Annotated in this window: 17 protein-coding genes; 7 read left to right on the top strand and 10 right to left on the bottom strand. The window is 68.6% G+C overall.

Features of this window, described 5'->3' with window-relative positions; all coding sequences use genetic code 11:
- Positions 1-955 precede the first annotated feature (955 nt).
- Together ACQP2T_RS54900 and ACQP2T_RS54905 are read left to right on the top strand one after the other, a co-directional pair.
- Positions 956-1,570, top strand: coding sequence for an RNA polymerase sigma factor (locus ACQP2T_RS54900; RefSeq protein ID WP_433512716.1), 615 nt, complete (start codon positions 956-958; stop codon positions 1,568-1,570).
- Between the two features lie 485 nt (positions 1,571-2,055).
- Positions 2,056-2,400, top strand: coding sequence for a hypothetical protein (locus ACQP2T_RS54905; protein ID WP_433512717.1), 345 nt, complete (start codon positions 2,056-2,058; stop codon positions 2,398-2,400).
- 515 nt (positions 2,401-2,915) lie between these two features.
- Here ACQP2T_RS54905 and ACQP2T_RS54910 read toward each other — a convergent pair.
- Positions 2,916-4,037 (bottom strand): GuaB3 family IMP dehydrogenase-related protein, encoded by a 1,122-nt coding sequence (locus ACQP2T_RS54910; RefSeq protein ID WP_433512718.1) that lies wholly within the window; start codon positions 4,035-4,037, stop codon positions 2,916-2,918.
- A 3-nt stretch (positions 4,038-4,040) separates the two neighbouring features.
- A complete protein-coding gene (gene guaB, locus ACQP2T_RS54915; RefSeq protein ID WP_433512719.1) occupies positions 4,041-5,522 on the bottom strand; it encodes an IMP dehydrogenase in 1,482 nt (493 codons plus the stop codon).
- Positions 5,523-5,932: 410 nt separating this feature from the next.
- On the opposite strand from guaB, the gene ACQP2T_RS54920 reads away from it, so the two are divergent.
- Entirely contained in the window at positions 5,933-6,949 is a 1,017-nt protein-coding gene (locus ACQP2T_RS54920) for a helix-turn-helix domain-containing protein (RefSeq protein WP_433512720.1), read from the top strand.
- Between the two features lie 39 nt (positions 6,950-6,988).
- Positions 6,989-7,366: a DUF5319 domain-containing protein gene (locus ACQP2T_RS54925; protein WP_225293853.1), complete on the top strand. Its 378-nt coding sequence runs from the start codon at positions 6,989-6,991 to the stop codon at positions 7,364-7,366.
- On the opposite strand, the gene ACQP2T_RS54930 is transcribed toward ACQP2T_RS54925, so the two are convergent.
- The 4 genes from ACQP2T_RS54930 to groES form a co-directional block, all read right to left on the bottom strand.
- Positions 7,327-7,479: a hypothetical protein gene (locus tag ACQP2T_RS54930; RefSeq protein WP_357650738.1), complete on the bottom strand. Its 153-nt coding sequence runs from the start codon at positions 7,477-7,479 to the stop codon at positions 7,327-7,329. The two genes, ACQP2T_RS54925 and ACQP2T_RS54930, sit on opposite strands and share 40 nt — an antisense overlap.
- Entirely contained in the window at positions 7,476-8,111 is a 636-nt protein-coding gene (locus tag ACQP2T_RS54935) for a sigma-70 family RNA polymerase sigma factor (RefSeq protein ID WP_225293976.1), read from the bottom strand. The genes ACQP2T_RS54930 and ACQP2T_RS54935 overlap by 4 nt, the downstream gene beginning before the upstream one ends.
- Before the next feature lie 368 nt (positions 8,112-8,479).
- The gene (gene groL, locus ACQP2T_RS54940; protein WP_433512721.1) at positions 8,480-10,099 is read right to left on the bottom strand and encodes a chaperonin GroEL; all 1,620 of its coding nucleotides are present in this window, start codon (positions 10,097-10,099) and stop codon (positions 8,480-8,482) included.
- 82 nt (positions 10,100-10,181) lie between these two features.
- The gene (groES, locus tag ACQP2T_RS54945) at positions 10,182-10,493 is read right to left on the bottom strand and encodes a co-chaperone GroES (RefSeq protein WP_184958020.1); all 312 of its coding nucleotides are present in this window, start codon (positions 10,491-10,493) and stop codon (positions 10,182-10,184) included.
- 279 nt (positions 10,494-10,772) lie between these two features.
- Between groES and ACQP2T_RS54950 the strand changes: the two genes are divergently transcribed.
- Both ACQP2T_RS54950 and ACQP2T_RS54955 read left to right on the top strand, forming a co-directional pair.
- Complete coding sequence (locus ACQP2T_RS54950) at positions 10,773-12,032, top strand: class I SAM-dependent methyltransferase (RefSeq protein ID WP_433512722.1); 1,260 nt, start codon at positions 10,773-10,775, stop codon at positions 12,030-12,032.
- A 179-nt stretch (positions 12,033-12,211) separates the two neighbouring features.
- Positions 12,212-14,134 carry a hypothetical protein gene (locus tag ACQP2T_RS54955; protein WP_433512723.1) on the top strand — a complete coding sequence of 641 codons (1,923 nt, stop codon included), beginning with the start codon at positions 12,212-12,214 and terminating at the stop codon, positions 14,132-14,134.
- Between the two features lie 33 nt (positions 14,135-14,167).
- Here the strand turns inward: ACQP2T_RS54955 and sigJ are convergent, their stop codons facing one another.
- The gene (sigJ, locus tag ACQP2T_RS54960; RefSeq protein ID WP_433512724.1) at positions 14,168-15,037 is read right to left on the bottom strand and encodes an RNA polymerase sigma factor SigJ; all 870 of its coding nucleotides are present in this window, start codon (positions 15,035-15,037) and stop codon (positions 14,168-14,170) included.
- 204 nt (positions 15,038-15,241) lie between these two features.
- On the opposite strand from sigJ, the gene ACQP2T_RS54965 reads away from it, so the two are divergent.
- The gene (locus tag ACQP2T_RS54965; RefSeq protein WP_433512725.1) at positions 15,242-16,165 is read left to right on the top strand and encodes an NAD-dependent epimerase/dehydratase family protein; all 924 of its coding nucleotides are present in this window, start codon (positions 15,242-15,244) and stop codon (positions 16,163-16,165) included.
- On the opposite strand, the gene tsaD is transcribed toward ACQP2T_RS54965, so the two are convergent.
- The 3 genes from tsaD to tsaB are packed head-to-tail and all read right to left on the bottom strand — an operon-like array spanning position 16,146 to position 18,278.
- Positions 16,146-17,177, bottom strand: coding sequence for a tRNA (adenosine(37)-N6)-threonylcarbamoyltransferase complex transferase subunit TsaD (gene tsaD / locus ACQP2T_RS54970; RefSeq protein WP_357948262.1), 1,032 nt, complete (start codon positions 17,175-17,177; stop codon positions 16,146-16,148). The genes ACQP2T_RS54965 and tsaD overlap by 20 nt on opposite strands.
- A complete protein-coding gene (gene rimI, locus ACQP2T_RS54975; protein WP_397305108.1) occupies positions 17,170-17,637 on the bottom strand; it encodes a ribosomal protein S18-alanine N-acetyltransferase in 468 nt (155 codons plus the stop codon). Before rimI ends, tsaD begins: the two co-directional genes overlap by 8 nt.
- Entirely contained in the window at positions 17,634-18,278 is a 645-nt protein-coding gene (gene tsaB / locus ACQP2T_RS54980; protein ID WP_433512726.1) for a tRNA (adenosine(37)-N6)-threonylcarbamoyltransferase complex dimerization subunit type 1 TsaB, read from the bottom strand. The genes rimI and tsaB overlap by 4 nt, the downstream gene beginning before the upstream one ends.
- Positions 18,279-18,330: the final 52 nt, after the last annotated feature.

The raw sequence follows: 18,330 nt of genomic DNA on the forward strand, positions 1-18,330 counted from the left end.
GCGGAGCGAGGCCCTTCAGTCCAGGGGTGTGGACCGACGCCAGGATCGCGCTTGTGCGCCTGCCTGTGGTTTGGCGCGACATCTAGAGGGTGTCTCATTGTTCGCGAAGCGGTGCCGGCTGGCTCCCAGCCGGACGAGAAGTCAGGCGACCCGAGGGGCTGCACGGATAACTCCGCTGCGGGGGTGAAGGCGTGTCCTGGCCGTCTGTGATCATTCTCGCCCCTGCGGAGCGACGCCCGTCGCTTGAAGGGCGAATCCGTTCCTTTGAGCTCGTGCCGGATCCTGCGACGGGCGACGAAAGGCTCCACTGGCACGGGTACTCGTATTGCATAGACCTCTCAGGCAGGATCCTGGCGGACTACGAGCCGAACGAGCTTGAGCAGGTGACGACCCGGATGGGGTCTACGTCTCGTGCGAGTCCATGTACGCGGCCCGAGTCTTCCTTCGTCATGTTCTCGATGGCTTCAAAAGTCTCAGCGGCACCAACCATTACGAGTTCCTGCCGACGGATGAGCTCCTCACACTGGTGGACCGTCACCCAGGATGGGGCTGGCGTCGTCAACCACGCACAGACCTGCGGTTGAGCGTCCTTCACCTGCGTGCCACGGACCGGATCGGTCGATATCAACGGCTCGATTCGCTTCACATCGCATCAGTGATCATTAACCGGACAGGTGCGTCGTCCTGCAAAGAGCGCGGGGCAAGCCCCTGGCAACGCAGAGGGAGCCCATGCGAGGCCACGCCGTGGCGCAAGCCGATCACGGCGAGCGATGGCTACCTTCGCCGACGCCTCTGACCTGCTCGAATGAAGCTGCTCATGCTTTCCTCTCGCTCTGCTTCACACTTTGCCCCCGCTTGGCGTCGAACGACATGAGCGGGCGGGTGAGGGAGCGTCCACGGTCAGCGTAGACCCGGACACACGCCAGCTTCTGGAGAGCGAACGGAGAACGAGCAGGTGGCCGAATCGGCGGAGACCCCCATGGGGTTCGAAATGGCGAAACGGGGCTTCCTAAGACGGGTGGGAGGCGCCAAGAGCGGCAAGGTTAAGGGCGTTGAGGAGATCTTGGAGGACTTGGAACGGCAGTCGTCCACGTACAAGAACATCATCCTCACTCGAATCGATAAGCGATACGTCGATGACGTGTGGGGCGAGGCGCGCGTAAAGATGGCCGCCCATCTCAGGGCTGGCAACGTCGTGGACAACCCTGCCGCCTACATGACGAGGGTGTGCATCAACTGCGCCAACGACGAGCTCAACAAGATCAAGAAGCGCGCTGAGAAGCTTCTCGGCGATGACTTCTCCGTCCTGCAGTTGGACCCTCTCCAGGACGATGAGTCCAGCCTGGGTTACCGCGCCGTCAAGGACATCCTGGATGACGTCCTGGCTGAGCGCGATCACACCGCCTACGTCCTCAGGCACGTCTTCCACCTGAACGGTAAGGAGATCGCCCGGGCCATGGGCTGGTCGCACGTCTCCGTGCGCCAAGCCCTGTGCCGCGCGCAGAAGATCTTGGACGATCCGGAGGTTCAGCGGCGCTTCGACTACCGGCCGCGCAGCTCGGAGAAGTGAGGTAGTTCCCCTCCCGGATCTGTGCACGTGCCCGACCCCTCACCGGGCGAGCGGCGCAGGTCCGAGTGGGGCCCTAGCAAACGGCTCCAGGAAAAGAAGATGGGCTGATGAAGCCCGAGAAACGAGGGAGAGGAAGAGGAGACACTGTGAATGTTCGCATGGTGATGTGGGTCGTCGCGTTCATCGGGGCGATGTGGACCCGGGTGATCCGGTACATGGAGGACCTGCGCACCCCGCGGCCGGTATGGAAAGGCCTTCAGGGAGAAGCTGCGATTCAGGAGGGGAAGGAATCGCAGACCGCTCGGAGGCACGCTCCTCGTACGGCCGATGGGCTTCCGACAGGGAGCGCTCTGTGACTGACTGCTAGGCACAGACGCGCGCCTGAAGGGCGCTGATCACGGCCGGTACCTCCGCTTTTCACAGCTGAGGTACCGGCCGCTGTCGTGTCAGATGACGGTGCACGACACATACCTCTGGGAGACCACATGACCGCCACCCCCAAGCCCCAGACACCACTATTCGTCGACGGCGTCCTCGACGACACCACCAAGGCTGCCGAGATCGACCTCGCCGAGCGACTTGCCGCTGCCAAGACAGCCAAGGACCGGGTACGACAACTCCGTCGTCGGCAGCGCCGGATCCGCCGCCGTGCACACCTGCGCGCACTGCGCAAAGGCGCCCGCATCACGGCCATGTACGGGCTCATCGGCAACGGACTGATCTTCTTCGTTATCGCGGGAAGTCTGCTCATCAACGGCCAGGTCGGCGGCCTCGCATGGTTCGCCGGGGGCGCGGCCGCCTGGCGGACCGCAGCATCCCTCCGCCGTTGACGGTCCTCCGCATGATCCGTCGTCGGCGGCGGCCTTGCCGCGATCGTGTCTCCGCAGGAACGATCGTCCCGAAACCCATTGTCTGCAAACCCTTCGCGGTAGGACAAACGCGCCTACATCTTCCTTAGCACCGTCACCGTCACCCTGATCATCTGGCTCCGCACCTGGGCCAAGAAACGGTCGCAAACCGTCTGACTCAATACATCACTTCCGGAGCCGCGCCATAGATGAGGATGGGGGCGGCCGACTGCCGGGGTGTGAAATCGGCTCCATATCGCGTCAGTACAACGACCACCGAGACGATTCCGGCCGTCCGATCATGAGTAGCTTGGGGGCTACCGGTATGCCGTGGGCGAAGCGCGCGGCGGAGCCGCGCCCCAGAAGGGCGTCCGAGCGGAGCGAGGCCCTTCTGGGGGTCGGGCCATTGGCCCGACTGGGAGCAACGTCTGCCCCCGAAGCGCGAAGCGCCCACCCGCGAAGCCCTTTGTGTCCGAAGCGGGTGGGCGCCCAAATGGTCAGCGCTGGGTAGGCGCGACGACCACCTCGACGCGCTGGAACTCCTTGATGTCCGAGTAGCCCGTCGAAGCCATCGTCCGCTTCAACGCCCCCATCAGGTTCATGGACCCGTCGGCCACGCTCGACGGCCCGTGCAGGATCTGCTCCAGGCTGCCCACCGTGTCGAACGCCACCCGCCGACCCCGAGGTAGGTCCGGGTGGTGTGCCTCCGAGCCCCAGTGGAAGCCATGGCCGGGGGCCTCCGTCGCGCGGGCGAGCGGGGAGCCGACCATGACCGCGTCGGCGCCGCAGGCGATGGCCTTGGCGATGTCGCCCGAGGTGCCCATGCCGCCGTCGGCGATCACGTGGACGTAGCGGCCGCCTGATTCGTCCATGTAGTCGCGGCGGGCGGCTGCGACGTCGGAGATCGCGGTCGCCATAGGTACGGCCACGCCCAGCACGTTGCGGGTGGTGTGGGAGGCGCCGCCGCCGAAGCCGACCAGGACGCCCGCCGCGCCGGTGCGCATGAGGTGCAGGGCGGCCGTGTGGGTGGCGCAGCCGCCCACGATGACCGGCACGTCGAGCTCGTAGATGAACTGCTTGAGGTTCAGCGGCTCGGCCCGGCCCGAGACGTGCTCGGCCGAGACCGTGGTGCCGCGGATGACGAAGATGTCCACGCCCGCGTCGATGACGGCCTTGTGATACTGCACCGTACGCTGCGGAGACAGGCGGACCGCCGTGGTCACGCCGGACTCCCGGATCTCCGCGATCCGGCGGCCGATCAGCTCTTCCTTGATCGGCGCCGTGTAGATCTCCTGCAGCCGCTTGGTCGCGGCCTCGGCGTCGAGCGAGGCGCACTCCTCCAGCAGCGGCGACGGGTCGTCGTAGCGGGTCCAGAGCCCTTCGAGGTCGAGGGGTGCCAGGCCGCCGAGGCGGCCGATCTCGATCGCGGTGGCGGGCGAGACCACGCTGTCCATGGGGGCGACGACCACGGGTAGTTCGAACCGGTAAGCGTCAATCTGCCAGGCGATCGAGACCTCCTCCGGGTCACGAGTGCGCCGGGAGGGTACGAGGCCGATCTCGTCGAGCGCGTAGGCCCGGCGACCGGTCTTGCCCCGGCCGATCTCCACCTGCTGAGTCATGTCTTACCTTCTGTGATAGTTCGGGGCTTCCACGGTCATCTGAATGTCGTGGGGATGGCTCTCCGTGAGTCCCGCCGCCGTGATCGGCATGAGCTCACAGTCGGTGTGCATCTGCGTGATCGTGCGGCAACCGGCGTACCACATGCCCTGGCGCAGGCCGCCGACGAGCTGGTGGGCGACCGCCGCGACCGGGCCCCGGAAGGGGACCTGGCCTTCGATGCCCTCGGGGATGTATTTGTCCTCGCCGCCGATGTCGGCCTGCGCATAGCGGTCCTTGCTGAAGGACATGCCGCCGCGCTCGCGGTTGCGGACCGCGCCGAGCGAGCCCATCCCCCGGTACGACTTGAACTGCTTGCCGTTGATGAAGATCAGCTCACCGGGCGACTCCTCGCAGCCGGCGAGCAGCGAGCCGAGCATGACCGTGTCGGCGCCGGCGGCGATGGCCTTGACGATGTCGCCGGAGTATTGCAGACCGCCGTCGCCGATGACCGGCACGCCGGCCGGGCCGCACGCCAGCGACGCCTGGTAGATGGCGGTGACCTGCGGCGCGCCCACGCCGGCCACGACACGGGTGGTGCAGATGGAGCCGGGGCCCACGCCGACCTTGACCGCGTCGGCGCCCGCGTCGACGAGCATCTGGGCGCCCGCCCTGGTCGCGATGTTGCCGCCGATGACGTCGACCTTGCTGTTGGCCTTGAGCTTGGCGACCATGTCGGCCAGGCCCTTGGAGTGGCCGTGCGCGACGTCGACCACGACCACGTCGACGCCCGCCTCGATCAGCGCCTTGGCCCGCAGCTCCGCGTCACCGCCGACGCCCACGGCGGCGCCGACGACCAGGCGGCCGTCCGCGTCCTTGGTGGCCAGCGGATATTGCTCGCTCTTGGTGAAGTCTTTGACCGTGATCAGACCGCGCAGCCGGCCGTCGGCATCGACCAGAGGCAGCTTCTCGATCTTGTTGTGCCGCAGCAGCTCGAACGCGCCGTCACGCGACACCCCGACCGGGGCGGTGACCAGCGGCATCGGGGTCATGACCTCGCGCACGGGCCGCGACTGGTCGGTCTCGAAGCGCATGTCGCGGTTGGTCACGATGCCGACGAGCACGCCGGACAGGTCGGTGACGGGCACCCCGGAGATCCGGTATGTCGCGCACAGCCGCTCCACGTCGGCCAGGGTGTCGTCGGGAGTGCAGGTGACCGGGTTGGTGACCATCCCGGCCTCGGACCGTTTGACCAGGTCGACCTGCTGGGCCTGCTCCTCCACCGACAGGTTGCGGTGCAGGATGCCGATGCCGCCCTGGCGGGCCATGGCGACGGCCATGCGGGCCTCGGTGACGGTGTCCATCGCGGCGGAGACCAGCGGGATCGACAGGTTGATGCCGCGCGACAGGCGCGAACCGGTGTCCGCGTCACCAGGTTGCAGGTCTGAATAGCTTGGGACGAGCAACACGTCGTCGAAGGTCAGACCCGTTTCGGTGAACTTGGACATGCTGCGGCCCCTCCTGCCGATGCTGATGAGGCAAGTCTAGGGCCTACATGCAAAACGTCCCGAGGCCGGGAGCACGATGACCCCCACGGCCCGTCGTACCCCCGGCATCCCAAAGAGCCGGAGGATGGGGCGGTCGGTGATCCGCCCCATCCTCCGGCCACCGACATCCGGGCGGAAGCGCATAAAGCGCCACCGAACCCCCCTCCGCGTCCTGATGGCAAGCGCTGCCAGCTCAAGTGGATGCCGACGCTGGGTTAAGCCTGCGTTACTCATCGGCACACCGCAATGTGAAAACGTGCAATTGCACGAAGCTGCACATGTGGCCAAGGAGTCCACGCAAGGAGCGGACAAGGACGTATCGCCGAGTTATTCTCACGACACGCCCGTGTCCCCCCTACGGAGCCCCTTATATGCGTAGCGAGTCCGCCATCGTGTCCGATCCTCTCGCGACGCTGGGCCTCGACCCGGCCCAGACCGCGCTTTACACGGCGGTGCTGCGTCTGCACAGGGCCACGCGTACCGAACTGGCCGAGGCCATGGACGGTCCCGTCGACAAGGTGAGCAGACAGCTCGACGATCTCGTCAGGCTCGGGGTGATCGACGAACAATCGGGCGAATACCTCGCCCGGCACCCCGCCGCCGCGCTCGGCCGGCTGATCGCCGAGCGCCTTGACCGGCTGGCCGAGGAGAGCAGGCGCATCGACTCCGCGCTCGGCTCGATCCGCGGGCTGATCCGCGACTATGACGTGGGGCACGACTACCAGAACGGCGCGTTCCGGGTTGAGATGGTGAGCGGGGCCGACGTGCTCTACGAGAGCGTGGTGGGCATGGCGGTGCAGTCCCAGTCCCCGCCGATGCACTTACTCACCGCCATTCCCGACGAGCGGACGATGGCGGACTTCGTACGAAAATTTGCCGATCCTTGGATCGATGCACAGCAGCGGAAACTCCTGAACGTGCGGGCCGTCATCCCGGTCTCCACGCTGACCCTGCCCGGCGTACGCGACCAGCTGACCAGACTGCTGGCGACCGGCGGGACCGTACGCACGCTGGACCGGGTGCCGAGCTGGTTCATGACCGCCGGGCCCGACGCCGCGGGCCTGCCCGCGCTGTGGGGCGGCAACCTGCCCGACCACGCCTACAACTTCTACCTGGTACGGACCCCGATCGTCGTGGGCATGCTCCGGTCGCTCTTCGAGGAGCTGTGGGGCCGGGCCGTACCCCTGCCCTGGGGCCGCCGGGGCGAGGGCGTGGTGCAGGTGCTGCGGCTCGCGGCACAGGGCATGTGCGACGACTCGATAGCCCGCCAGCTCGGTGTCTCCGTACGGACGGTACGGGCCAGATTTGCCGACGCCATGGTTCAGCTTGGCGCGCAATCACGCTTTCACGCAGGTGTGGAGGCCGCCCGGCGTGGATGGCTGAGCTAATCACCACCGCGGTGGCCGCATCGGTCATATGGTGGGAAGGTGCTGGAAGACGTCCCCCGCGACCCGTTCGCGGACGACCCGAACGACCCTTCCTCAGCGATGGGCGAGCTCGACGACGCCGAACCGCTGACCGCCTCCGAGCGCGACGAGGCCATTACCGACCTGGCCGACGTCGAGGTCTTCCGCTCCTTGTTAGAGCAGCAGGGAGTGCTGGGCCTGGTGCTCGACTGCCCGGAATGCGGCGAGCAGCACTTCTTCGACTGGGAGCTGCTGCGCGGCAATCTGCGCCAGATGATCGACAAAGGCCAGCCCCAGATGCACGAGCCGGCCTTTCATCCTGACCCGGCCGACTACGTGACCTGGGAATACGCCCGAGGCTACGTCGACGGTGTCATCGACACCGAGGAGCGCCGCTGATCCACGTCGTCCAGCAGCGCGGCGAGCAGCCGCGCGGCCGGATCGCGTGAATCGGGCAACTCGCCGCGGGCCAGCACGTCGAGGAGCGCGTCAGTCTGCTCCTCCGGCGTCAAGCCGACTCCAGTTCGGCCATCTGCCGCAGCCTCGCCAGCGCTCGATGCTGAGCGACACGGACCGCACCTGGTGACATACCGAGTACATTACCGGTCTCCTCCGCCGACAGCCCCGACACCACCCGCAACAACAGCAACTCGCGCTGGTTGTCGGGGAGTCTGGCGAGCAGCCTGCGGGCGTACTCCACCTCGATGTAGCGGACCACCGTCTCCTCGGGCCCCGGTCCGTCGTCGGGCCCGTCCGGTAGATCCTGAGTCGGTACGGCCGAGCGGACCGAACTCCGCAACGCGTCGGCCACCTTGTGCGAGGCGATACCGAAGACGAAGGAGGCGAAAGGCCGTCCCATGTCGCGGTATCGCGGCAGCGCGGACAGGACCGCGATGCACACCTCCTGGGCTACGTCATCGGCAATGTGATATTGCCCTGAAACCCTGCCCAGCCTGGCGCGGCAATAGCGCACCACCATCGGACGCAACTCGCCGAGCAGGGATTCGATCGCACTGCGATCTCCCTGTACGGCGAGGCTCGTCAGTTCCCTTAGGTCGGAGTCATCCGTCCGTGCCGGAAGTCTCGACGCGAGCCTTACCCCAATTTTGGCGTCGGCGACGCTTCCCTCGCTCACGATAGGCATGATGCCCGCACTGATCGGGCCTGTCGTCATCGCGAACGGCTACGGATTGGTCACATTGACGCGGCGATAACGGGCGGTAATCGACCGGCCACACTAAGCCTTTATCGCGGAAGAATATTTCATCCCATAACCCCAAATGTGCAGAAATTGTCAGACGCCTAGACGCTTAAGCCACACATCCGGTTTACCCGAATAAACCACTTTCCCGGTTCATCACCCTTCGCTCACCCTCTCAGCAGCTTCGAGTGGATTGCCCGTATGTCATATGCCATACATGGCTTTGCGAGGCTACATGGCCAGGAGCACACCGGAGAAAGCACACGACCCGCACCTGGAATCAGGCGCGGGTCGGGTGAGGAAGGAACGACTCAGTGGCCGTGGCCGTGACCGTGGCCCTGGCCGGCAGCGGCCGGCTCCTCCTCCGGCTTGTCGACGACGAGCGCCTCGGTGGTGAGGAGCATGCCGGCGATCGACGCGGCGTTCTGGACGGCCGAACGGGTGACCTTGACCGGGTCGATGACGCCCTGGTCGAGCAGGTTGCCGTACTCGCCCGTGGCGGCGTTGAGGCCGTTGCCCGCCGACAGCTCCGAGACCTTGTGGGTCACGACGTAGCCCTCGAGACCGGCGTTCTCGGCGATCCAGCGCGTCGGCTCGACCAGCGAGCGGCGGACGATGGCGACACCGGTCGCCTCGTCGCCCGTCAGGCCCAGGTCGTCGAGGTCCTTGGCGACGTGGATCAGCGCGGAGCCACCGCCGGAGACGATGCCCTCCTCGATCGCGGCGCGCGTAGCGGAGATCGCGTCCTCGAGGCGATGCTTCTTCTCCTTGAGCTCCACCTCGGTGGCGGCGCCGACGCGCAGCACGCACACACCGCCGGCCAGCTTCGCGAGGCGCTCCTGCAGCTTCTCGCGGTCCCAGTCGGAGTCGGACTGCTCGATGGCAATCTTGATCTCCTTGACCCGGTCCTCGATCGCCTGCTGGTCGCCGCCGCCGTCGACGATGGTCGTGTTGTCCTTCGTCACGACGATGCGGCGGGCGTTGCCGAGCACCTCAAGGCCGACGTTCTCGAGCTTGAGGCCGACCTCCTCGCTCACGACCTGGCCACCGGTAAGGATGGCGATGTCCTGCAGCATGGCCTTGCGGCGGTCGCCGAAGCCCGGCGCCTTGACGGCGACCGAGGTGAACGTGCCACGGATCTTGTTGGTGACCAGGACGGCCAGGGCCTCGCCCTCGACGTCCTCGGCGACCACGAGCAGCGGCTTCTTGGTCTGCGCGATCTGCTCGAGCAGCGGCAGGAAGTCGGAGATCGAGGAGATCTTGCCCTGGGTGAGCAGGATGTAGGCGTCTTCGAGGACGGCCTCCATGCGCTCGGGGTCGGTCACCATGTAGGCCGACAGGTAGCCCTTGTCGAACTGCATTCCCTCGGTGAACTCGAGCTCCATGCCCATGGCGTTGGACTCTTCGACGGTGAGAACACCGTCCTTGCCCACCTTGTCGAACGCCTCGGCGATCAGGTCGCCGATCTTGGCGTCCTGAGCGGAGATGGTCGCGACGTTCGCGATCTCCTTCTTGTCCTCGACCGGGCGCGCGCTGGCCAGCAGCTTGTCGCTGATCGCCTTCGCGGCCTTGTCGATGCCGCGCTTCAGCGACAGCGGCGAGGCGCCGGCGGCCACGTTGCGCAGGCCCTCGCGGACCATCGCCTGAGCCAGGACGGTCGCGGTGGTGGTGCCGTCACCAGCGACGTCGTTGGTCTTGGTGGCGACTTCCTTGGCGAGCTGGGCGCCGAGGTTCTCGTAGCGCTCCTCCAGCTCGATCTCACGAGCGATGGTCACACCGTCGTTCGTGATCGTCGGAGCACCGAACTTCTTGTCGATGACGACGTTGCGGCCACGGGGGCCGAGGGTTACCTTCACGGCGTCCGCGAGGGCGTTGACGCCACGCTCAAGCGCGCGGCGTGCGTCCTCGTCGAACGCTAGGATCTTCGCCATGCTGAAAGTCCTCTCCTAGCGTCGAAAGCCCCGGCCGCACGCGCTCAGACGAGACGCGCGCCCGGGGCCTGACGCATCCGGCTTACTTCTCGATGATCGCGAGAACGTCGCGGGCGGAGAGCACGAGGTACTCCTCGCCGCCGTACTTGACCTCAGTGCCGCCGTACTTGCTGTAGAGGACGATGTCGCCCTCAGCGACGTCGAGCGGAATACGCTTGTCGCCGTCCTCATCCCAGTTGCCCGGGCCCACCGCGAGGACCTTGCCCTCTTGCGGCTTCTCCTTGGCGGTGTCAGGAATGACCAGGCCGGAAGCGGTCGTCTGCTCGGCCTCAAGCGGCTGAACCACGATGCGGTCGCCGAGCGGCTTAACGGGAACCTTGGTGGCGGTCGTCACGATCGGACCTCCCCTTCAGATTTGAATGATCTAGAAGAGGCGACCAGCGGGGCCTGCCGTCGCGGGTGTCAGACCTGCCTCGTCGCACGTTGGCACTCTCAAGGGGAGAGTGCCAACAGGAAACATATGCAAGAGGGGCTTGACAGTCAACACGAACGCGTCTGCTCAGAGCGATAAGGCCCAAGAGCTTGCCCAAGGTTGAGGGTAATTGGGGTGACAAGGGGTGTTGCGCACGGGGGCAGGCTGGAGTGCGGCGGGGAGACGCTAACGTCGGGTGACGTGGATCTCGACGCCTTCACCGAGTTGCTCACCCCGCGCGGGCAGCGCGCACTCGCCGAGGCGATCGAGGTGGTGGGCGCCGATCCGGTGGCCGCGGCGACGAGGCTGCGCAGGTCGTACGACGCCGGCCTCACTTCGGCCGCGCTCACCCAGGCGGCGCTGCGCGAGCGCGCCAAGGCCAAGTTCGGCGCCGACGCGGCACTCATGTACTTCACTCCGCACGGTCTGGAGCAGGCCACCCGAGCCGAGGTCGGCGCCCACCGGGCCCGCCGCCTGGCCGGACCCGCCGGTGGGACGCGGGTCGTGGACGTCTGCTGCGGCATCGGCGGCGACTTTCTCGCGCTGGCCCGCGCCGGTTGCGTCGTGGACGCCGTGGACCTCGACCCGCTGACCGTCGCCGTCGCCCGGGCCAACGCGGAGGCGCTCGGGCTCGCGGATCGGGTCACCGTACGCGAGGCGGACGCCGCGACGGTCTCGCCGGAGGACTACGACTGGCTGTTCGCCGACCCCGCCCGCCGGACGAGCCGGGGCAGGACGTTCGACCCCATGGCCTACTCGCCGCCGTGGCCGGTCGTGCTCGACCTGGTCGCCAGGGCTCGGCGGGCCTGCTTGAAGGTGGCTCCTGGCATCCCGTACGAGTTCATCCCTGGCGAGGCCGAAGCCGAGTGGGTTTCGTACAAGGGCGAGGTGAAGGAGGCGGCCATCTGGACCGGCCCCGCCGAGGGGGCGGTGCGAGCCGAAGGGCCGACACAAGGCGAGGAGCCGACGCGAGGCGAGGAGCCGGTGCGCGGCGAGGGGCCGGTGCGGCGGGCGACGTTGCTGCCCGGCGGCGAGACGCTCGTCGCCCGCGGGGCCGAGGCACCGACCGGCCCCGTCGGTCGCTTCGTGTACGAACCCGACGGGGCCGCGATCCGCGCGCACCTCGTCGGGGAGATCGCCGAGATGGTCGGCGGCCGCCTCCCCGACCCGATGATCGCCTACATCACCGGCGACGAGCCGCTCGACACCCCATGGGCCGCGCGTTACACGGTGGAAGAAGTGCTGCCGTTCTCGCTGAAGCGCCTCCGCGCCACCCTCCGCGAGCGGCAAGTCGGAAATGTCGTCATCAAGAAGCGAGCCTCAGCGGTCGACATCGAGCGGCTCAGAAATGAGCTGCGACTTTCGGGTGACAAATCTTCGGTAATCATACTTACCCGCATCATGGATAAGCCTTCCGTCCTGATTTGTCACCCAGCCCCACCTGCGCAAATGACAAACTAGGGCGTTCTCGGGTCAACCCCGATCTTTTACTTCGCTCCTGACGGACCTTGATCGAGCGGCTAAGGTGAGCACGCGGGAGTCCTCCCCCTTTGGCGGTTAGCCGCGTTCTCGTTTCATCTGCAAACCGGACCTGTCCCACCGCTGCGCGGCAGACCGTCGGCGAGCGAAGGAGCCTTTCGGTGGATCACGCCAACCACACCACCCTTCTACAGGCAGGCGGCGATTCCGCCATCTCCGAAAGGATGCGGGACCTGCTCGCGCGTGCGTCTCAGGACCACGTCTACGAGCAGCGGACCCAGGGGGCCGTCCTCGACGAGATCCGCCAGCGCCTTGAGGGTATGGAGTGGCTGCTCAGGGAGGTTCGCGAGCGGGAGCTGGGGGGTCTGAGCGGCACGCTCGAGACGGTGAGCGGTCGACTTGACGACATCGCGGCCAAGCCGCCGATGTGGGCGGAGGGCCTGGCCCAGCATGTCGAGGCGGTACGCGACCACGTCGACGCCGTCGGCGAGCAGGTGGGCACCGTTGACGCGCATGTGGAGTCGGTTCACCAGCGGGTCGCGCCGGTGGCGGAGTTGCCGGGGCTCTGGGCCGAGGTCGGCACCGTCGGCGACAACGTGGACGAGGTGCTCAAGAAGCTGCAGGCGGTCCTCGACTTCACGGAGGGCATCACCAAGCGGATGAGCGACCTGGGCGTCAGGCTGGGTCACCTCAACACGGGCATGGAGGCCGCCGCCGGCCGCTTCAGCCGCATCGACAAGTCGCTCGCCGAGCTGACCGCCCGTACGGACCGCATCGAAGGCGCACTGACGGAGCTGCCCGACAGCTTCGACGGCAAGCTCGCCGCCAACGCCGAGCAGCTCGACAGCAAGCTCATCACCACCACCGAGCAACTGGCCGAGCAGCTGGACGGCAAGCTCGACGCGGCCACCGACCAGCTCGACAGCAGGCTCACCGCCGCCGCCCACCAACTCGGCGGCAAGCTCACCGCGGCCACGGACCGGCTCGTCGCCCAGGTGGACGGCACCGAGCAGCGCCTCTCCGTACGCCTGGGCGAGACCGAGGACCTACTGACCGACCTGGACCAGCGGCTCACCGGCCGCCTGGACAGGACCGAGCAGAGCCTGACCACGCACCTCGACCGAGCAGAAAAGGGGCTCACCGCCCGTCTGGGCGAGTCCGAGCAGAGCCTGGCCGACCGCCTGGACGAGGCCGAGCAGGCGCTGACCGCCCGGCTCCACGAAACCGGGCAGACCCTGACCGAACACCTGGACGACACCCGCCAGAGCGCGGCAAGCCGTCTCGACCAGACCGAGCAGCGTCTGGTGGGCCGCCTCGACGAGAGCGAGCAGCGTGTGGCCGGGCGCCTCGACGGCGTCGATGGCAAGCTCCTCGACGTCCACGGCGCCCTCGACAGCCGGCTCGGCGACGTCGACGAGCACCTGACCACGGTCAACGGCAACCTGACCACGGTCAGCGGACATCTGACCACCGTGAACGGCCACCTGTCCCGCCACGACAACCGCTTCGACACGCTCGACGGTCGTGTCGACGGCCACTTCATCCGGCTCGACGAACGCCTGGCCTCGGCCGACCGCCACCTCATCGACTCCGCCACCCGCAACGAGGGCCGCTTCAACCAGCTCGACAACGGCATGGACACGCTCGACGAACGCCTGGGCGAGGTGGAGGAGCGGGTGACCACCCGCTTCGACGGTCTCGGCACCCAGCTCAACGGCGTGGAGACCCACCTGACCGGCCTCGCCCAACGCGCCGACCAGGCCGGCGAGCACCTCGAAGCCGTCGACGACCGGATCGAGGCCGTCAACCAGCGCATAGGCCAGTTGCCCGCGACGCTCAGCATCGGCGAGCGGGTGGGCGAGCTCCTCGACTCCCAGACCACCCACCAGGGCGAGCGCCTGGCCGCCGCCGCGGCGGTGCTCACGGAGCTGGTCGCGGCGCGCCCCGACCGCACCGAGCTCACCCAGACGGTGACCGACATCGTCGAGCCCGCCACCACCGACCTCACCAGGCGTCTGGGCGCCCTGGAGGAGACCATGCTCGCCCTCGCCGAAGCCCTCCTCCGCCCCACGAGAAAAGACTGAGCCACCCGTCCGGCGCAGCCATGGCGCGCGACCTCATGGCCGGTCGTGAACGCGAGCAGGTCGACGCACATGTGCAAGCTTGTCCGGGTTGACCAGCGCGTAGAGCCCGCCCACCCGTGTGCCCGTCTCGTCCGGTTCCACGGTGAGCGCGACCCGCACCTGGCCCCCGGCCAGCAGCAGGAACGTCGGCCCAGCCGTCCAGAGGAGGTCCAGGTCCACGTACCTGGGCCCGATTCCCATGAGTACGCGGGACACCCGGTCCGAGCCGTGAATCGGGCGTAGTGAGGCGTGCACGCGGCCACCGCCGTCGTTCCACATGGTGACGTCCGGCGACAGCACGGCCAGCAGGTCGGCGAGGCTGCCGCCCGCCATCGCCGCGACGAAGCGCTCCGCCACCTCGCGCGCCACCCGGGGGTCGGCCGGGTAGCGCGGGCGGCGGGAGCGGACGTGTTCGCGGGCCCGGCGGGCGAGCTGGCGCGCCGCCGCCGGTGTGCGGTCGAGGATGCGGCCGATCTCGGCGTGCTCGAACCCGAACGCCTCCCGCAGCACGAACGCCGCCCGTTCCAGAGGCGACAGCGTCTCCAGTACGACCAGCAGGCCCGTGGTGACGTTCTCAGCGGCCGTCACCGGGTAGTCGGCGGTCACCAGTGGCTCGGGCAGCCACGGGCCGGTGTAGTCCTCTCTGGCGCCGCGCAGGCCGCGCAGCCGCTCCAGGGACCGCCGGACGGCGATGCGGATCAGGTAGGCCCGCGGATTGCCCACCTGGGCCAGGTCGACACCGGCCCAGCGCAGCCAGGTGTCCTGCACGACGTCCTCGGCGTCGGCCACGCTGCCGAGCATGTCGTAGGCCAGGGTGAACAGCAGACTCCGGTGCTCCCCGAACACCGCCTCAGCATCGGCCACGGCCTCCTCCAGACCTCCCGGCGATCTCCGGGAGACGGTTTCGGCCCACCGTAACGGGCACGTGGACCAGACGCGCGACGGGCACCTGGCCCACATGCGTAAGGGGCCAGCGGGCCAGATGGCAGCTCGGCATGTCACATCCGGCACCCCGCCACGCATCCGTTGCACGAGGACACCACCACCCGACAAGGAGGCAGATCAGGCATGAAGGTACTTCTGGCAGGAGCCACCGGCACCGTCGGCACCGAGCTGATCCCCCAACTGCTCGCCGCGGGCCATGAGGTGCTCGGCCTCACCCGTTCCGAGCGCGGTGCCGTCAAACTGGCGGAGGCGGGCGCGACGGGCCTGGTCGCGGACATGATGGACCGCGACGCCCTGCTCGCCGCGGTGAAGGGTCACCAGGCCGACGCGGTGATGCACCAGGCCACGGCGATCACCGGCCTGCCGCTGTTCCACCGCCAGCTGTATCCGACGGGCGCGCTGCGCGAGCGGGGCACGGCCAACCTGATCGCGGCCGCCAAGGAGGTCGGCGCGCACCGCTTCGTCACGCAGTCGTTCTTCCTCGGGTACGGCTACCGCGACCACGGCCCGGCGCCGGTGACCGAGGACCGGCCGTTCGCCGAGCCCGCCAGGGGCCCCTTCGGCGTGCACATGAGGACGATTCGGGCCAACGAGGAGCAGGTGTTCAACACGCCGGGCATCGACGGCGTCTCCCTGCGCTACGGCCTGTTCTACGGCCCCGAGGTGACGACGCGGAAGATGATGGCCATGGCGCGGCGGCGGATGCTGCCGGAGGTCCACCCGGCCAGCGTCCTCTCGCTCGTGCACGTCCACGACGCCGCCTCGGCCGCCGTCGCCGCGCTGGACCGGGGCGGGGCCGGGCGGGCGTACAACGTCGCGGACGACGAGCCGGTGAGCTTCGACGCGTATGTCCGGGCGCTGGCCGAGGCGGCGAGCGCGCCCGCGCCGCTTCGGGTGCCCGGCTGGCTGCTGCGGCCGACGCCGTACATCCACGCCTTCATGACCGGCGTGCGCATCCGGCTGTCCAGTGACCGCGCGAAGCAGGAACTCGGCTGGACCCCCGCCTACCCCACCTATCGCGCGGGACTCAAACGTGAACAGTCGTGATCGGCATCGACGAGTCGGCGGGGATGTCCAGCGTCGACGGGGTGATGCCCGCCGCGACCAGGTCGGAGCCCAGGGCGGCGACCATGGCGCCGTTGTCGGTGCACAGCCCGGGCCGGGGCACGCGCAGGCGTACGCCCGCCGCGTCGCACCGCTCCTGGGCCAGGGCGCGCAGCCGGGAGTTGGCCGCGACGCCCCCGCCGATCAGCAGGTCACGCACCTCGTACTTGCGGCACGCCTGGAGCGCCTTGCGGGTCAGCACGTCGACCACGGCCTCCTGGAAGGAGGCCGCCACGTCGGGTACGTGAATGGACTCGCCGGCCGACTCGCGGGCCTCCACCCAGCGCGCCACGGCGGTCTTCAGCCCGGAGAAGGAGAAGTCGAGCGTGCCGTCGTCGATCTTGCCCCGGGGGAAGGCGACGGCGGTGCCAGAGCCGGAGGTGGCGGCCCTGTCGATGTGCGGGCCGCCGGGGAACGGCAGGCCCAGCACCCGCGCCACCTTGTCGAACGCCTCCCCGGCCGCGTCGTCGACGGTGGAGCCGAGCGAGATCACGTCTTCGGCCACGTCGGGCACGAGCAGCAGCGACGAGTGGCCGCCCGAGACCAGCAGGGCGATGCACGGCTTGGGCAGCGGGCCGTGTTCGAGCTGGTCGACGGCGACGTGGGCGGCCAGGTGGTTGACGCCGTAGAGGGGCACACCGAGGCCGAGCGAGTAGGACTTGGCCGCGGCGACGCCGACGAGCAGCGCCCCGGCCAGCCCGGGACCGGCCGTGACGGCTATCGCGTCGATGTCGGAGAACTTCAGCCCGGCCTGCGCCAGCGCGGCCTCCACCGTCGGCGTCATCGCCTCCAGGTGGGCGCGCGAGGCGACCTCCGGCACGACGCCGCCGAACCTGGCGTGCTCCTCCATGCTGGAGGCGATGGTGTTGGCCAGCAGCGTGTGGCCCCTGACGATGCCGATGCCGGTCTCGTCGCAGGACGTCTCGATGCCGAGAACCAGGGGTGCGTCAGCCATCCAGCTTCCTTCTCATCATGATCGCGTCGGTGCCGTCGTCGTAGTAGCGGCGGCGCCGGCCGATCACCTCGAACTCGAAGTGCTCGTAGACCCCCCGCGCCTGCGGGTTGTCGGCCCGTACTTCCAGGAAGATCTCCCGCACCGCGCGCCGACCGGCCTCGGCCAGCAGCTCCGCCAGCATCGCGCCGCCGACGCCGGTGCCCTGGTGCGGTTGGACGACCGCGATGGTCTGGACGTCGGCCTGGTCGGCCGCGGCGGCCAGGCCCGCGTAGCCGACGATCTCCTGGTCGACGAGGGCCACCACGTAGTGCCTGGTCCGCGGCTGGTCGGCCAGCTCGCCGCGGAGCATGGCCTCGCTCCAAGCATCGAGCGGGAAGGTGTCACGCTCGATCGCCATGACCGCGGGCAGGTCGGCCTCGGTCATCTGCCGGAGCCGTACGTCCACCTGACGGGGTTTCACGCCGTCACCCTCTTGGGGGCGCCGGGCACCACCGCGTCGGGCCGCCGCAGGTAGATCGGGCGTGGCGGGCCGAGCGGCTCTCCCGCCGCGATGCGCTCGGCCGCCAGGGCGGCCAGGAATCCGGCATAGGGGTACGGCGGAGCGTCGGATCGCCCCAGGACGTCGGGGTAGAGCCCGGCACCGGCACCCACCACGGGCAGGCCCTCCACCGGCACCTCGGCGGGCCGGTCGACGAACGGCCCGTCCAGCCGGGTGCGCGCGTCGGAGTAGCGGGCCCAGAACACCTCCTTGCGCCGCGCGTCGGTGGCGACCAGGAACGGCTCGGCGAGCCCGCTGCCGTAGGCGACGGCGTCGAGGGTGCAGATGCCGTACGCGGGGACGGCCAGCGTGGTGGCGAGCCCCTGCGCGGTCATCAGCCCGACGCGCAACCCGGTGTAGGGGCCCGGTCCGCTGCCCGCCACGACGGCGGTGACCTCGGACAGGGCCGCACCCGCCTCGCGCAGCACGGTCTCGATGGTGGGGATGAGCAGCTCACCGTGTCGCCGGGCGTCGATCGTCGTCGACTCGGCGAGCACGCTCCGCCCGTCGTGGAGCGCGGCCGTCACAGCGGGCGTCGCGGTATCAAAGGCCAGGACCAGCACGACTGTTTAGCCTACCCGCCCGCCGGGTCACGCCCAGCCGATGCGCTGTTTC

It is taken from the genome of Nonomuraea sp. CA-143628 (genome assembly GCF_050942315.1).
In the GTDB taxonomy this organism is placed as follows: Bacteria; Actinomycetota; Actinomycetes; order Streptosporangiales; family Streptosporangiaceae; genus Nonomuraea.

What these genes read in the sequence shown, in the direction of transcription:
- ACQP2T_RS54905 (WP_433512717.1), top strand. Translation starts at nt 2,056, where the DNA reads ATGACCGCCACCCCCAAGCCCCAGACACCACTATTCGTCGACGGCGTC.
- ACQP2T_RS54910 (WP_433512718.1), bottom strand. Translation starts at nt 4,037, where the DNA reads ATGACTCAGCAGGTGGAGATCGGCCGGGGCAAGACCGGTCGCCGGGCC.
- guaB (WP_433512719.1), bottom strand. Translation starts at nt 5,522, where the DNA reads ATGTCCAAGTTCACCGAAACGGGTCTGACCTTCGACGACGTGTTGCTC.
- ACQP2T_RS54920 (WP_433512720.1), top strand. Translation starts at nt 5,933, where the DNA reads ATGCGTAGCGAGTCCGCCATCGTGTCCGATCCTCTCGCGACGCTGGGC.
- ACQP2T_RS54935 (WP_225293976.1), bottom strand. Translation starts at nt 8,111, where the DNA reads ATGCCTATCGTGAGCGAGGGAAGCGTCGCCGACGCCAAAATTGGGGTA.
- groL (WP_433512721.1), bottom strand. Translation starts at nt 10,099, where the DNA reads ATGGCGAAGATCCTAGCGTTCGACGAGGACGCACGCCGCGCGCTTGAG.
- ACQP2T_RS54965 (WP_433512725.1), top strand. Translation starts at nt 15,242, where the DNA reads ATGAAGGTACTTCTGGCAGGAGCCACCGGCACCGTCGGCACCGAGCTG.
- tsaD (WP_357948262.1), bottom strand. Translation starts at nt 17,177, where the DNA reads ATGGCTGACGCACCCCTGGTTCTCGGCATCGAGACGTCCTGCGACGAG.